General features: G+C 27.4%; 9 protein-coding genes. All 9 read left to right on the forward strand.

All coding sequences use genetic code 11. The annotated features are described in order from the left end of the window. The first annotated feature begins 104 nt into the window (after positions 1–104). Complete coding sequence (gene purC, locus MBORA_RS04635; RefSeq protein WP_042693994.1) at positions 105–836, forward strand: phosphoribosylaminoimidazolesuccinocarboxamide synthase; 732 nt, start codon at positions 105–107, stop codon at positions 834–836. Between the two features lie 9 nt (positions 837–845). Next, positions 846–1,112: a phosphoribosylformylglycinamidine synthase subunit PurS gene (gene purS, locus MBORA_RS04640; protein WP_042693992.1), complete on the forward strand. Its 267-nt coding sequence runs from the start codon at positions 846–848 to the stop codon at positions 1,110–1,112. Then, positions 1,113–1,757, forward strand: coding sequence for a phosphoribosylformylglycinamidine synthase subunit PurQ (purQ, locus tag MBORA_RS04645; protein ID WP_042693991.1), 645 nt, complete (start codon positions 1,113–1,115; stop codon positions 1,755–1,757). Positions 1,758–1,766: 9 nt separating this feature from the next. Beyond that, complete coding sequence (gene cobA / locus MBORA_RS04650; protein ID WP_042693989.1) at positions 1,767–2,477, forward strand: uroporphyrinogen-III C-methyltransferase; 711 nt, start codon at positions 1,767–1,769, stop codon at positions 2,475–2,477. Between the two features lie 11 nt (positions 2,478–2,488). Then, positions 2,489–4,276 carry a glutamine--fructose-6-phosphate transaminase (isomerizing) gene (glmS, locus tag MBORA_RS04655; protein WP_063720304.1) on the forward strand — a complete coding sequence of 596 codons (1,788 nt, stop codon included), beginning with the start codon at positions 2,489–2,491 and terminating at the stop codon, positions 4,274–4,276. Between the two features lie 87 nt (positions 4,277–4,363). Beyond that, entirely contained in the window at positions 4,364–6,220 is a 1,857-nt protein-coding gene (locus MBORA_RS04660; RefSeq protein ID WP_042693987.1) for an Ig-like domain-containing protein, read from the forward strand. Positions 6,221–6,842: 622 nt separating this feature from the next. Next, the gene (locus MBORA_RS04665) at positions 6,843–8,330 is read left to right on the forward strand and encodes a hypothetical protein (protein ID WP_052331835.1); all 1,488 of its coding nucleotides are present in this window, start codon (positions 6,843–6,845) and stop codon (positions 8,328–8,330) included. Between the two features lie 149 nt (positions 8,331–8,479). After that, complete coding sequence (locus MBORA_RS04670) at positions 8,480–11,041, forward strand: Ig-like domain repeat protein (RefSeq protein ID WP_063720305.1); 2,562 nt, start codon at positions 8,480–8,482, stop codon at positions 11,039–11,041. A gap of 60 nt (positions 11,042–11,101) precedes the next feature. Then, positions 11,102–16,699: an Ig-like domain repeat protein gene (locus MBORA_RS04675; RefSeq protein WP_042693984.1), complete on the forward strand. Its 5,598-nt coding sequence runs from the start codon at positions 11,102–11,104 to the stop codon at positions 16,697–16,699. The last annotated feature ends 203 nt before the right edge of the window (positions 16,700–16,902 follow it).

Consider the following 16,902-nt stretch of genomic DNA (forward strand, 5'->3'; position numbering starts at 1 on the left):
ATATTAATTAAGTTTTAAATTATTTTTTTCTTTAAAATATCTTTATATAATATTTTAAATAAAAAATATAGCATAAATAATTTAAATTGTATTTTGTTGATATCATGAACAAAAAAGAGTTAATTAATTGTGGTAAAGTAAAAAGCGTGTACAGTAGGGATAATGAAGATGAAGTAATCATTGAATTTAGGGATGATATGACTGCAGGTGATGGTGAAAGAAAAGAAGTAATGAGTAAAAAGGGTTCTTATAATGCTGTTATTTCTTCTAAAATATTTAAAATATTAGAGGAGAATGGTGTTGAAACACAATTTATTAATCTTCCAAAGCCTAATGTAATGATTGCAAAAAAATTGGACATGATTCCAATTGAGGTTATTGTTAGAAACATAGCTACTGGTAGTTTAGTTCGTAAATATCCAATAGCTGATGGTACTAAATTAGAGCCTCCAATTGTCCAAATGGATTTTAAAGCAGATGAATTCCATGACCCAATGCTTAATGATTCTATTATTAAAGCTTTAGGAATAGCTACACAAGAAGAAATTGATATTTTAACTGAAAAAGCATTAAAAACTAATGAAGTTTTATCAAAATTCTTTTTAGATGCAGGTATTATTTTAGTTGATTTTAAAGTTGAATTTGGTAAAGATAAAAATGGTAATATTCTTTTAGGTGATGAAATTTCCCCAGATAGTTGTAGATTATGGGACAGTGAAACTTTAGACATGTTAGATAAAGAATTATTTAGAAAAGGCAAAGACAGTGAAGTTATGGATGCTTATGTTGAGGTCTATAATAGAATTATTCCAGATGAGGAAAAAATTGATTTTTAGGTGTTTTAAATGATATTTGATATTGAAGTAAAGATTTCTCTTAAACATGGTATGTTAAATCCTGAAGCTACAACTATTGAAAGATCCCTGGATTTACTTGGTTATAAAGTAAAAAATGCTAAAACAGTAGATATTATTAAATTCCAGATGGAAGGCGAAGATAGGGAAGTTATTCGTGAAAATGTTATTGATATGTGTGAAAGATTACTTTGTAATCCTGTAATACACGATTATAAAATTACAGTTATTCCACAAAACTCTGCTTGTGGTGTTTAGATGAAAATTGGTGTAATCAGATTTCCAGGAACTAATTGTGACAGGGATGTTGCTCATGCTATTAAATTAGCTGGTCTTACTCCTGAATATGTTTGGTGGAATGAGGAGAATTTAACTGATTATGAAGGAATTGTAATTCCCGGTGGATTTTCATATGGTGATTATCTAAGAGCAGGTGCTATGGCTTCGATTACTCCAGTTATTGATGGAATTAAAGCATTAGTCAAAGAAGAAAAACCTGTTTTGGGAATTTGTAATGGTGCTCAAATTTTAGGTGAAATTGGGCTTGTTCCAGGAATTTTTATAACAAACGAAAATCCTAAGTTCAATTGTGAATGGGTTGATTTAAAAGTAACTACAAATAGAACACCATTTACAAAAGAATTTACAAAAGGACAAACCGTTAAAATTCCAATTGCTCATGCTGAAGGAAGATTTTACACAGAAAACATTGATTTAATGAAAGATCAAGATCAAATTGTCTTACAATTTAAAGATAAAAATCCTAATGGCTCTATGGAAGCTATTACTGGAATTTGTGATGAATCTGGTCTTGTTTGTGCTATGATGCCTCATCCTGAAAGAGCCTGTGAAGAAATTTTAGGTTCGAATGATGGTTTAAACTTTTTTAGAGGGTTTTTATAAGTGATTTAAATGGTAGTTTATCTTATTGGTGCAGGTCCAGGAGATGCAGAATTAATTACTCTTAAAGCAATTAAAGCTTTAAATAAAGCGGATGTTGTTTTATATGATTATTTGGCCAACGAGGAAATATTGGCTCATGCTCCTGATGATGCAGAAAAAATATATGTTGGTAAAAAGGCAGGTGAACATTATAAAACACAGGACCAAATCAACGAATTAATTATAAAGCAAGCTCAAAAACATGAAAATGTAGTTAGACTTAAAGGAGGAGATCCTTTTATATTTGGTCGAGGTGGAGAAGAAATATTAGCTTTAATGGAACATGATATCGAATTTAAAGTAATTCCAGGCGTTACTTCTGCAATTGGTGCACCAACTTCATTAGGGCTACCTGTAACTCATAGAGGCATAGCTACTTCTGTAACACTTGTAACTGGTCATGAGGATCCAACTAAAGTGGAAAATCAGGTGCATTGGGATTATACCGCAGATACACTAATCATATTGATGGGAATTGGAAATATTAAAGAAAATACAAATGAAATTATGAAATATCGCTCAGCTGATACTCCAGTATGCGTTATTGAAAGTGGAACATTACCTGATGAAAACATTGTATTTGCTACATTAGGAGATATTTCAGATAAAGATGTAAACACTCCAGCTATCATGATTATTGGGGAAGTTGTAAAACTTTACAAAGAAATATATAATTATTAAGAGGTGCTAATATGTGTGGAATTGTAGGTTGTATATTAAAGAAGGATGATGCTTATGTATCTAACATTCTTTTTGATTGCATATCTAAATTAGAATACAGAGGTTATGATTCAATTGGATTAGCTACTTATTATAAAAATGAGATTTATATTAAAAAAGACAAAGGCGAAATTGAAGAGGTTGATAAAAAATTGGATTTAGCTCGCATGCCTGGAAACTTTGGAATTGCTCATGTTCGTTGGGCTACACATGGTGTTCCATCTAAACTAAATGCTCATCCTCAACTTGATGAAGAAAACTCAATTGCTGTTGTTCACAATGGAATTATAGAAAACTACTCTGAAATCAGAGAAAAACTTGAATTAGAAGGGCATGTTTTTAAATCAGATACTGATACTGAGGTTATTCCTCATTTAATCCAACGTTTCATTGATGAAGGAGCTGATTTAGAAAAAGCTTTTAAAAAAACTGTCGAAATTATTGAAGGATCTTATGCAATTGCAGCAATTTGTAAAGATGAGCCAAATAAAATAATAGCTACTCGTAAAGATTCTCCATTAATAGTTGGTATTGGAGAAGAGGCTTATTTTGTTGCTTCGGATACTCCAGCTATTCTAAGCTATGCAAGAGATATTATTTTTCCTGAAAAAGGTGAAATAATTATTTTAGATAAAAGTGGTGTTGTTGTAAAAGATGAATTTGATAATGTAGTTAAAAAAGAAATTGAAAGAATTGATTGGACACCAGAAATGGCTCAAAAAGAAGGTTACGATTATTTCATGATTAAAGAAATCAACGAACAAGCAATGGCGGTTAAGCAAACTTTAACTCAAAAAGAAAATATTCAAAACATAATTGAAGATATTGGTGATATTTCAAGAGTGTGTTTTGTAGCTTGTGGAACATCATACCATGCTTCTTTAAGTGGAAAATACTTATTAGAATCATTGGCAGGTATTCCAACCGATGTTGTTCTAGCTTCAGAGTTTAAATATTCTGCAAATGCATTAAATGATGAAACTTTAGTTATATTTATTTCTCAATCAGGAGAAACTGCCGATAGTTTAAAAGCATTAGATGTAGCTAATGAAATTTCTAAAACATTAGGAATAGTTAATGTAGTAGGTTCATCTATAACAAGAAGGGCGGATTATGTAATTCAAACTCAAGCAGGTCCTGAAATTGGTGTTGCTGCAACTAAAACTTATTTAGCTCAACTCACTGCTATTTATTTATTTGTTGGACTATTGACTAATAATGAAGAATTGCTTAATGAGCTTTATAAAGTACCTGATTATATTACAGAAGTACTTGGGGATGTTGATTATATTCAGGATTTATCTAAAAGATTTAATTATGCGCATGACTTTTTCTACTTAGGAAGAGGTTATTCATACCCAACAGCCCTTGAAGGCGCTTTAAAACTTAAAGAAATTACTTATATTCATGGTGAGGGATATGCTGCTGGAGAACTTAAACATGGTCCTTTGGCTTTAATAGATGAAGGAGTTCCTGTTATTGTTATTATACCTCCAGGAGATAATCATAAAAAAACTATGAGTAACTTAGTAGAAGTTAAATCTCGTAAAGCACATGTGTTAGCTATTGGTTCTAGTGATGATGATGTTTTAGAATCAAAAGCTAGTGACATAATAAAAATTAATAGTGAAGTTAAAGAACTTATTGCTCCATTAGTTTATGTTGTACCATTACAATTAATTGCATATTATATTACTATTGAAAAAGGTTTCAATCCAGATAAACCAAAGAATTTAGCTAAATGTGTAACGGTTGAATAGTATTTTTATATATTATTCAATTTTTTTATAATGTAAAACTTTTTATACCTTGTGCAATAAAAGTATTTAGCACAACCGAGGAATAAAATGTTTAATAAGGGATTTTACATAATTTTATTTTCATTAGTTTTTATTTTATCAATGTCTTCTGTTGTTGCAGAGGATACAGATATGGCTAATGAAAGTAATTTAAATAATAATTCATTAGATAATGCAACTGTTCTACCTCAAAATCAGTCAGCTTTAGAGGAAAATTACACTTTATCAAGTAATGATATCTCAATGTATTATAATGATGGAAGTAATTATAGAGTATCTTTATTAAATAATACTTCACCTGTTAAAGGTGCTAAAATTATTATTAGTATTGCAGGAGTTAACTATACAAAAGTTACAGATAAAGATGGAGTAGTTAGTTTTCCAATTAATAATTTAAAAAGCGGTACTTATACGGTTTCAGCATATTATGCTAATGAATCAATCACATCAAAATTAAAGATATTACCAGTAATCGTTACTAAAGATTTAAAAATCAATTACGCTAATGTAGCTAAATTCACAGCTAAATTTTTAAATAAACAAGGTAAGGCATTAATAAATACTCATGTTAGTTTTAAAATTGATTCTAAGACATACAAAGTCAAAACTAATAAAAAAGGAATGGCTACTTTATTTATTAAAAAGCTTAAATCAGGTAAGCACATTATTTATTCGATTCATCCAAATGGCTTTGAACTTAAAAATACAATTAATGTTCTATCATCAATTTCTGCAAAAGATTTAAATAAACATTATAAAAGTAGTTTAAAGTTTACAGCTAAGTTTTACACGAAAAATGGAAAAGTTTTAGCTAAAAAATATATTAAATTTAAATGCAATGGCAATACTTTTACTAAAAAAACTAATAAATACGGTGTTGCAAGTTTAGGAATTATTTCAAAACCAGGGACTCTTAAAATTACATCAATTAATACTGTAACTGGTGAGAGAACTACAAATTCTGTTAAAATATTACCAACACTTTCAGCTAGTTCAATGAGTGTATTTGCAGATACACAAAATAAATTTAAAGTAAAGCTTTATAAAAATGAAAAATTAGTTAAAAATGCAAATGTTTATACTTATATTAATGGTGTTAAAAAAATAGCTAAAACAGATTCAAATGGTGTGGCTAGTTTTAATTTTAAATTAGCAAAAGGAACTTACATATTCAAATCAGTAGATCCATATACTGGTGGATCAATTAAAACAACAGTAACCGTTAAGGTAGTGCCTCTTAAAGCAGATGATGTAGTAACATTTGAAAATAAAACTTCAACATTTACTGTAAAAGTATTTAATCAAAATGGACGGGCTGCCCAAAATAAAAACATTAGTATAACTATAAATGGCACGGAAAAAATTGTTCAAACAGATGCTAATGGTGTAGCTAGTGTTAATTTTACTTTTGATAAAGGAGAATATATAATTATTTCAAAAGACATGGATACTGGTTATACGATTCAAAATAAAATCACAGTAATTGATCCGTCTAGCGGAAGACACTTTAATAAATATGGTGTTTCTGATGATGGTAAAACAATTCTAGCTATTGGACGGGCTTCAGCTCCAGGAGAGATGGGAAAATATAATTATACTTTTTATATGGTTGAATTTTTAAGGGTTTGCCCATATTGCGGAAGCAATGAACTTTATTGGAGTATTTTTTGGGCAGGAAATGAGGTTACAAGTAAAGGAAGATTCCCTGCTACAGGAAGAATTGAATGGGGGAGTGCTGAGGGAGGAATATATTGTGCTCACTGTGACGCTGATTTTAGTATTTTTGGTAATGAACACATAGCAGGATCTACTAAAAAATTGACTCCTTTGTGTGATCCTATTCCATGTACAAAGGAAGATGCTTACAAATTGTTAAGTGGAAACTTTATATTATATTATTATTAATTTTCTCATTTTAAATGAGAAACTCTTTTTTATATTTATTTTAGTATTAATACTGTTTTTAAATACAAGTTTTAGATATTCTCTATAGTGTTTATTAAGAAACAATCATTAAATACTGTATAATTGATAATACATATTTAAATTATATAATTAAAGATAATATTGCTTTAATATCTTATAAAAATATATTCTCTTATTTAATTGCTAATTAAAGTTTTATAATAGCAATACTAAAAAGAGAGATTCTTATTCATTTTTAACTTTTTTTTATTATCATAATAAATCGACTCTAAAAGTATTATTTCCATGAATAAAGTTCATTGAATTAAAAAAATCATTAATAAAATAAATAGCATTTTGTTTATAATATGATCCTCTTTTAGGAAAATTTATATATGTGAAAATTAAAAATATTTTTGTAAATAAGATTTATTTATAATAAATTTAATTTAAATAATTTATAAATATCTTTATTTAAATTTATGTTTATTCAAAATAAAAAGAAATAAAATATTATTTATTTGAAAATTAGTATTTGAATTCTTTTTGAATAAATATGTGTTTTTTTACAGATTTTTAGAAAAAAATTTGCATTTAACAAAAAATTAGGAGTATGATATAAATGCTAAATAAAAATAAAATAGTATTATATTTAGCAATATTAGGTATTTTACTTTGTTGTATTAGTGCATCTAGTGCAACAGATGTAAATGATATTGCCGTACCTGATGATGGAACAGTCATTGAAGAGGGTGATGTTTCAGTTTCAGTAGATAAGGTTGAACGAAAAAATATGGATTATCAGAATTATTCTGTTAATGTAATGCCATTAGTAACCTATGTTAATGTTACAAACGATAACTATGGAAATTTCTTTGATAGTAATGGTTATACAACTTCACAAAATAATTTAAATTTTGTTGGAGATTTTAATTTAAAACCTTTTGGTAATTTTAAAATTAACCAAAATGTTTATTTAAAAGCTTATAATGCAACATTTAACAATATTGGTTTTGACATGTTAACTAGTGGTGTAAAATTAGATGGTGGAAACTTTGTTTTCAATGCACCTAACAATGCAGATTGTTATGCAATTAATGTGGTAAATTCAAATAATGTGAAAATTTCACATACAACTATTACCTACGCCTGTGCATATGATAATGCTGCAAACTATAATTATGCAATTAAAGCTATAAATAGTAAAAATTTAATAATTGATTGGAATAATATTATTGCAACATTACCTTTAAAAACTGTAAGTTGGAGTAATCCAGGTATTTCAGCTGATTATGTAGCGGGTGTGGCAATACAAAATTGTAATAACTTAAACTTTAAAAGAAACAATTTAACTATAACAGCTAATCGTCGTGTTGGTAGCTTCCCTACATTAGATGCGGTAATGATTGCAGATTCTAATAATGTCAAAGTCGAAGACAATAGAATCTATGAAAGTGACATTATAACTCAAGATAACCAATACAGTTATATCTATGGAATTGATGTTTACAGATGCAATAATACGATTATTAACAACAATACTGTAAATATGAATGGTAATAATTCAGGTGGAACTTATAGCGGTAACGGTACTGGAGCAGCTTACTGTATACAACTAACTGGTTCTTATACTGGTGTTGTTGTATCTAATAACACTTTAACTACAAAAAATAAAGGTCCTAACTTAGGAATTTATTCCCAAAACTATAATGGTGATACATATTTAACAGTATACGGTAATAAGATTAATGTAACTGGTAAGGCTGGAAGTGATCCATGGTCACTTGTATCTGGAATGGAACTACAAGATACTAATGCAGTAGTATATAGCAACAAAATATTTGTAAATAATATTGCACCTTATGCTGCAGGTAACTATGCATTTGGTATTAGCTATGCTCAATCTACTCCAAAGTATCATTATTATAATATTCATCATAATAATGTCACTGTAGTTAATGCGGATTATGCAGTTTATTTAATTAATAGTAATTTTGTTTCTGGTTTTGTTAGGTATAATAATTTAATTGCAACACATGGAAATAATACTAATACTGGTAATAATGCCGTATCTGCACCATCTAATGTCGTAGTTAGCAACAATACATAAAAATTTAAAATTTTGTAGAAATCGAATTAATATACATTTTATATAAAAATGTTGTTTAATAGTCTACAAAATTTTTATTTTTTTTATTTTTTTATTTTTTTGATAATATGTTTAATAAGAAATATTTACTGATTTTATTGTTAATTTCAATGATTTTTTTATCAATTAATGCAATTGCAGCTACTGAATTAAGTAATGATACATTGAATTTTAACAATAATATTAACAACGAAATACATGATTCTTTAAATGATATTGATAAGGTTAAAGATGCTTCAAATGAATTAGATAATAGTTATTTGAAAAATAGTAATCCTGAAATATTATCAGATGATGATGAGGGTTATGTGATTTATGTTGGTCAAAATAAGACAGAAAATGGAAATGGGTCTTATGACAATCCATTTGCTACATTGAAATTAGCATGTGATAATGTAAGTGGTAAAGAAAAAGTTACAGTCAAAATTTTCAATGGAACCTACACATTTAAACATTACTTAAAATTTGATACACCAAATCTAAATGTTAAAGGCATTAATGGTAAAGTAATTATTAAAAATTTTTATAATGACTATGATTTTTATGAATCATTAGGTTCAACTTATAATAATGTGAATTACACTATATCTAACATAATTTTTGATGGAATTAACTATACAATACCCAATTATGATGAGGTATGTTGGTTTTTACCATTTGGTGGCATGGCTAATTCTGGAATATATAATAATTGTTCATTTGTAAATTATGGTCAGTTAAGTGGTATTTGTGGTTCGAGATATGATTCATATTTTAATAATTGTTATTTCGATGTCCATTCATTTAAGCTTTTTTATTATCATAATGGATTTGCAAAGAATACTATTCACAGATTTAAATATTGTAATTTTAATTATACAGGTTCTATGTTAGCATCCACTATTTCTGTCCCTTGTGATATTTTAATGGATAGTGTTTGGTTTGGTCAAAATAATCTTCCTCCATATGTTATTTCACATGATGCAGTTCTTCCTAATGGTCATTATATTAACGTTGATATTCCTATTTCAAGGTATGCTATATTTTCTGTGTGTGAGAACTATTTAGGTGATAATAAGTATGAAATTGTTGGTAGGTTAACTTGGAATGGTACTAATGATAGTGATGGAATGGAAAACTTCAATCCAATGACTGTTAAATTAACTTCAACTACAGGTAGTATTTGTGAAAATGTAACTTTAGTTAATGGTACTTTTAGAACTATTTACACTAGTAATTCAACAGAACATAAAATAAATGCATTATTAAATTTCGAATTAATTGAATTAGCTTTTAACACTACTAATATTATGTTGAATCCCGTTAGTATTTATTATGGTGATGAAGAGAAGATTTGTGGTAATTTTTCACAAATAGTTAATGGTAGTGTATCTATTGTTGTTTATAATGATAAATTCAATAAGACTTATAGTGTTGATGTTAATAATTCTAGCTCATTTGTTTATATTATACCTGATGTATTAAAAGAAGGGTTTTATACTGTTAATGTTACTTTAAATGGGGTTAATGTTCATGGTTTTAATGCTACTACTTTAACTGTTTCAAGAATTAGTGATTATAATTTCAATGTTATTGTTCCTAGTGTTGTTAAAGTTGGTCAAAATGCAACATTATCTATTGAATTACCAGCTGATGTTAATGGTACAGTTACTATTAAATTTGGTAATGATACAGTTGTTTTACCTGCAAATCAAACAATGACTATAGGTTTTAGTAATTTAAATGCTACTAATTACTTAATTAATATTTCATACAGTGGATCAGATAAATACACTTACAGTGAAAAAATCGATTCCATATCTGTTGATCCTGCTGAATCTTATTTAAACGCAGAAGATATGAAATTTATTTACTCTCAAAGTATAATAATTCCAGTTACCGCAATTAATGCTACTGGTGTTAATGCTAGAGTATTAAAAGATGGTGTTGAAGTTGTAAACATTAATGGTAGCTTATCAGAAATTTTAATACCAACCTTAGATGCTGGTAAATATATTGTTGAGATGACAACTATTGTTAATGGCAACTATCAACAATCAAGTAAAAGTATCAATTTAACAATTGATAAAGCAAATGCAATGCTTCAGGTTGAATCTGAATTTATAAGTTTAGCAAATGATTATTATGCAGGTGAAAGAGGGGCAATTTTTTATGCAATCCTTAAAGATATTGATGGCAATCCAATAGCCAACAAAAATGTTCAAATTATCATAAACAACATGATTTATAATGTAACTACGGATAAAAATGGTAAAGCAGGATTACAAATCAATTTAGCCAATGCTAACAAATATTTATGCATAGTAACATTTCAAGAAGACAACAACTACAACACAGCAACAATGAAATATTCAAAAGTAATATTGAATAAAAAAATGACAATATTAAAGGCAACAAATCAAGTATTTAAGACAAAAACAAAAAATAAAAAAGTCACCGTAAATTTAAAAACAGTTAAAAATCCATATGATGGTAAAACCTATCTAAAAGCTGGAAAAAAAATAACCCTAAAAATTAAGGGAAAAACATACACAGCTAAAACAAACAAAAAAGGTATAGCCACATTTAAAATAAATCTAAGTAAAAAAGGAAAATACACTGCAAAAATCAAATTTAACGGCGATAAAACATACAAAGGAAGCAGCAAAACAATAAAAATAACAATTAAATAAGAAGAGTAAACATAAATAACTCTTCTAATCTTTTTTTTTAAAAATTGGGAGTTGATTTTTATGAATAAAAAATTCATTTTTATCTTTATTTTATTTGCACTTATTCTAACTCTGGGTAGTGTTTCTGCAAATGAAATTAAAAATGATAATATTACATCAACAGATTATTACTCGCCAATAAAAGCAACTGATGATTCTGTTGATTTAGATAATAATAATTTAAATGAAGATATGCTTCAAATGTCTTCTCAAGAATCAATACAAGCTAGAGGGTCTAGTGATGTTATTGTGGTGAATAATTGGGATGAATTGCAGTATTATTGTTCGTTAGGTGATAGAAATTATGTTTTAAAGCTTAAAGAAAATACTAATTTTTATCCAACAGATCCAAGTAGTGCTAATTATCAAATAAAAATTAAAAACAATGTAAAAATTATAGGGAGCAATGGTTCATATTTTGGTGATACTTCGCCTAATCCAACAAAAATTCAATACACGGCAATTATTGTAGAAGATAGTATTCGTAAAAGCTTAACATTAGATAATGTTACATTTAAATGGATAAAAACTAATCATCAACCTGATGGTATTTTTCTTCAGATGGGAGGTACATTAACTAGCGTTATTAAGAATTGTTATTTTCATAATATAAACACCATTTGGGGTCATTCAACAATTGTTTATCTTAAAAAAGGATCTGCTATTATAGACAATTGTAGTTTTGTTAATTGTACTACAGATTTTGGAGTGATTGGTATTTTTGATCCGGCAAGTGTTAAGTCTACAGATATGGTTGTTCGTAATTGTTATTTTGAAAATAATTATGCTAAAACTGAACCTGGTTGTATTAATAATTGTGGTAAATTAACTGTTTACAATACTACCTTTTATAAAAATAGGTCATATTGGTGGGCAGGAGCAATTCATACTCATAGTGGAGGCAATACTACAATTTATGATTCTAACTTTACTGATAATGTAGCTGGTTGGAATGGTGGCGCATTATACACTTATAGTTACCTGCAAATTTATAATTCTGTTTTTGTAGGTAATAATTGTACTACAAATTCTGGTGGTGGTGCAATAGGTGCATGTGCATATGGAGGTAATCCTCATATTTATATTGAAAATTCTTTATTTAAAAATAATAGAAATAACTGTTGGGCTTCTGATCCATTATCTAATACTGCAGGTTATGGTGGTGCTATTGCTTTGATGGATAAAGGTTCACTTACTGTGTTAAATAATATTTTCATTGCTAATTCTGCTGCTTATGGAACTGCAATATCTGCTTTTGATGTTGATGGTTATGGATCTCCTGATGTTATTATTGTAAATAATTCATTTATTAATCATACAAGGCATGATGATGTTTTAAATGTTAGGGTAAAAAATACCATATTAAATATTTCTAATAATTATTATTATGGTAATTCTATTGTATTTTCTTGTTTAAATCTTACTAAATTAAGTGATGGTAAAGAACAAGCTACTTTACAAATTAATCTTAGTTTAGCTACTCCTGGTCGTTATGATGTGGATATTTTAAATAAGACTTTGTTTGATGTTTATGTGAATAATAATTATGTAAAAACGGTGAATTCAACGGTTTTCACGGTTGATTATGGTGATTATGATATTTGTGATGTTTATGTAATTCCGACAATATCTAATAGATTGTCTAATGCAGTTACAATTATTAGTACTCGTGATTATATTTTTGTTTCTAAGCATTTAGGAAACGATAATAATAATGGATTAAGTCGAAATACGCCAGTAAATACTATTAAAAAGGCATTGGAACTTGCAAAGGTTTTTCAAAATATTATATTGATGGATGGGGATTATGATGAAGGAAATATTAACATAAACTATGATGTTACTATAAAAGGTGAAGGAAATGCTACATTGTGTAATTCCACTTCATTTACTGTAAATACTAATAATTTTACTTTAAAAAATATGAATATTAATAAATTAAATGTAAATACTTTTATTAATCAAGACAATGGTAATTTAGTAGTTTTTAATTGTATTTTTAATGATAATCATGTGGAAAAAATTATTAATGGAAAGCATAATATTGTTTCAAAATCAATTTTCACAAATAATGGTGGGGTTATTGTTTATAATAATGGATTTACATCTATTAATGATTCTATTTTGTTAAATAATACTAAGATTATAGAAGGAAATACTAATAATGTTAGTTTAGAGTATAATTGGTGGGGTGATGCTTTACCTAATTTAAACATTAGCAAATATGTAACTTTAAATGGAACAGCAAGTGTTTATGCACTAGAAAATAATCAAACAGCAGATGTTATATTTGCTTTTTATTTAAATAATAAAAAATATATTAATTTGCCTAATATTAATTTAAATATTACAACATTAAATGGTAGTTCTAGTGAAAATATAACCTTGATTAACTCAAAAATTGTATACAAACAAACATCCTTTAGTAATTCTTTTTTAATTGCTGAATATAATGATTTTAAAATTAATATGTCTTTTGAATTTTTAAAATCTAATCCAAAAATATCTTTAGTTAGTTATGATATTATGTATGGTGAAGATTTAATAGTTAAAATTAAAATTCCAAAAGATAGTACTGGTAATGTGACGGTTAATATTGGTAATATTTCCCAAAACAAAGTTATCAATTCAACTGTTGTTCAGTTTACTTTTAGTAATTTGAAAGCTAACAATTATACTCTGCTTGTTAATTATTCTGGTGATAAAAAGTATTTCGCACAGGAAATTAATTACATGGTTAAGGTTAAAAAATACAAATCAACAATTGCTTTGAATATTAGTGCTATTGAAGTAGGTGAAGACATTAATTTAACAATCACCACTACTATGACTTCAACTGGTAATATTACGCTTTTAATTAATAATAATGAGCATACATTAATATTAAATAATTCTTCTGCAACTTATACAATGTTAAAAGTTCCACGTGGGGATTATTTAATTAAGGCGATTTATAATGGTGATGATAAGTATTTAGAAAGTCAGGTATCTAAATTAATTGAAGTTGACAATTTAAATGCAACCATGAATATTAGTGCAGAGGATATTACATATGGTGAAGTTGCAATTATTAATATTGCTTTAAATAGTGATGCTAGTGGTAATATAACAGTTACAATTGATGGGGTGTCTAATACTACTAATGTTGTTGGAGGTATGGGGCAAGTTTTAATTCATGGTTTAGAGGCTGGAATTAATAAAGATATATGTGTATTTTATAGTGGTGATAACAATTACTTTAATTTAACTAAAAATCACACTTTCACCATTAATAAAGCGAATTTTACTTTTAACATTACATCTGGTGATATTAGAATAGGTAAAGATGCTAAAATTGTTATTAAAGTTCCTCCAAAGACTAAGGGTACTTTTACAATTGATGGTAATGTTATTAACATACCATTTTCTGGTGAAGTTACATATGTTGTTTCTGATTTAAAGATTGGTGATTATGAGTATGTTGCTGTTTATAATGGTAATAATTATAATACTGTTTCTAATTCAACTTCATTTAAGGTTATTGAATATCCGATTCCTCAATGGCCCAATGAAGGGGGAAACACACAAAACACTGGTGAATCACCATATGAATCTAATAATAATGGCGAAGTGGCATTTGTTATTCCAATTAATGAAACAATAGTTGGTGATCTTGCAATTGACAGTAATGGTAATCTTTACATAACAACTGCATCAAAAATTTATTCATATAATAAAACTAGTCAGTTATGGTGTTATTCAGCTAATTATGTGATTGGAAACTTTTCTGGTGTTACTATTGGTCGTGATGTGGTTATTTCACCAAAAACAGGAGATACATTATACTTTATCAACCAAAGTAGTGGTGAAAAATATGGAAACTCTAATATTTATCAGGGATCAAGTTTATTTGCTCCAATTATAGATTCTAATGCGTGTTTATATATTGTAAGTGAATATCAGACTAATTCTTCTGATTACAAACTTGTAATCGTTCCATATAAATTATGGGAAAATGGTGGTGAACCAACTTTAATTGCTTTAGGTGGTTCTAAACCATTAGCTAGTCCGGTTGTTAGTGAAGAGATTATTGTTGTTTTATCTGAAAATAGATTTACCATTCTTGATGCTAAAACTTTTAAGAGTAATGCTATTAAACATGGTAATTTTATTAATGTTCGACCAGTAATAAGTAACACTAATGTTGTTTGTTGTGTTTTAGAGGATAGTATTGTTGCATATAAAAGCTCAGGAACTCAACTTTGGAAAACAAAAGTAACTGGTGGTGTTGGAAATCGCTTGATATTGGATAATAATCGTGGATTATATCATGTTAATGCAGGTGGAATTTTATACAGATATGACCTTGGTTCTGGAAAAGAAAGTAAAATGTCTGATTTAAAAGTTACATCAGGAATTTTAATAGGAAATGATGGAATATTATACTTTGCATCGGATAAAACATTTTATGCATTAAATCCAAATGGAAAAATATTGTATAAATCATATATTGGTTATAAAATAACTGGTAATCCGATAATGGATAAGAACGGTTTGATATATGGAACTACCAATGATAATGAAGTTATTGCTTTAACTTATGCAGGTTTAAAAGATCCTAAATTAACTGTTACAATTAATAATATTACTCAAGGAAACAATGCAGTAATTAACATTAATTTAGATGCACAAACAACAGGTAGTGTTTCATTTACTATCGGTGGTGTTAATTATAATGAGTTTGTAAATGATGGAAAAGTTACTAGGACAATTGCTAATTTAGGTGCTGGAGTTTATAGTATAATGGTTAATTACAGTGGGGATATGAGGTTTAATTCAACAAGTAGACTTACTACATTTGTTGTCAAATCTAATATTAATGTTGTTGATTTTGTTAAATTTGATGGAAAGTCAACATTTAGCTTAGATTTAGCAAATGCTGGTGGAAATTTAAGTGTTAATATAAACAATAATAATTACAATGCTAATCTAGTAGATGGCCATGTTAGTATAACGGTTAATGGTTTAAATCCTGGTAGTTATCGTGCTACTGTATATTATTCAGGGGATAATGTATATGGTAGTTCAAGTAAAATAATTACATTTACGGTTCAGAAAATAGTTTTATCTGCTAAAGATTTGTCTATGTTGTATAGTAGTGGTGTTAAGTTTAAAGTTAGATTAACACAGGGTTCTATTCCATTAGTTGGAAAAAAAATTATTATAAATATTAATAAAAGAAATTATAAGGTTGTAACTGATGCTAATGGTTATGCATCTGTTAAAATATCCTTGGCTCCTAAAATATATAATGTAATGGCTAGTTGGGGTAGTATTAAGGTATCTAAGAAAGTAACTGTTAAGAGTATTATAAATGCTAAGAACTTGAAATTTAAAAAGTCTGCAAAATCGATTAAAATAAGAATTGCCTTAAAAAAGGTAGATAACAAATATTTAAATGGTAAACAACTTACATTGAAGTTTAATAAGAAAACGTTCAAAGTAAAAACAAATAAAAAAGGTCTTGCAACTTTTAATATTAAGAAAGGTATTTATAAAAAACTTAAAAATGGTAAAAAATACACCTATCAGGTTATTTATGAAAAGGATACTGCTAAAAAAAGTATAAAATTTAGCTAAATAAGGTGAAATTTTAATTTCACCACTTTTTTTTATTTCGTTAATCAGTTGTTTAAAATTGATATAACAATTATAGATAAGTTTATTTTTGAAAAACAACTTCATTAATGTTTATATTATTCAAATACTGGTTATTGATTATCTATTAATGTTTTTATAATAATTTTACAGATGAAATGTTATAGTATTTCCTATTTTCTTTA

Origin of the sequence: Methanobrevibacter oralis, from assembly GCF_001639275.1 — an archaeon.
Taxonomy (GTDB): domain Archaea; phylum Methanobacteriota; class Methanobacteria; order Methanobacteriales; family Methanobacteriaceae; genus Methanocatella; species Methanocatella oralis.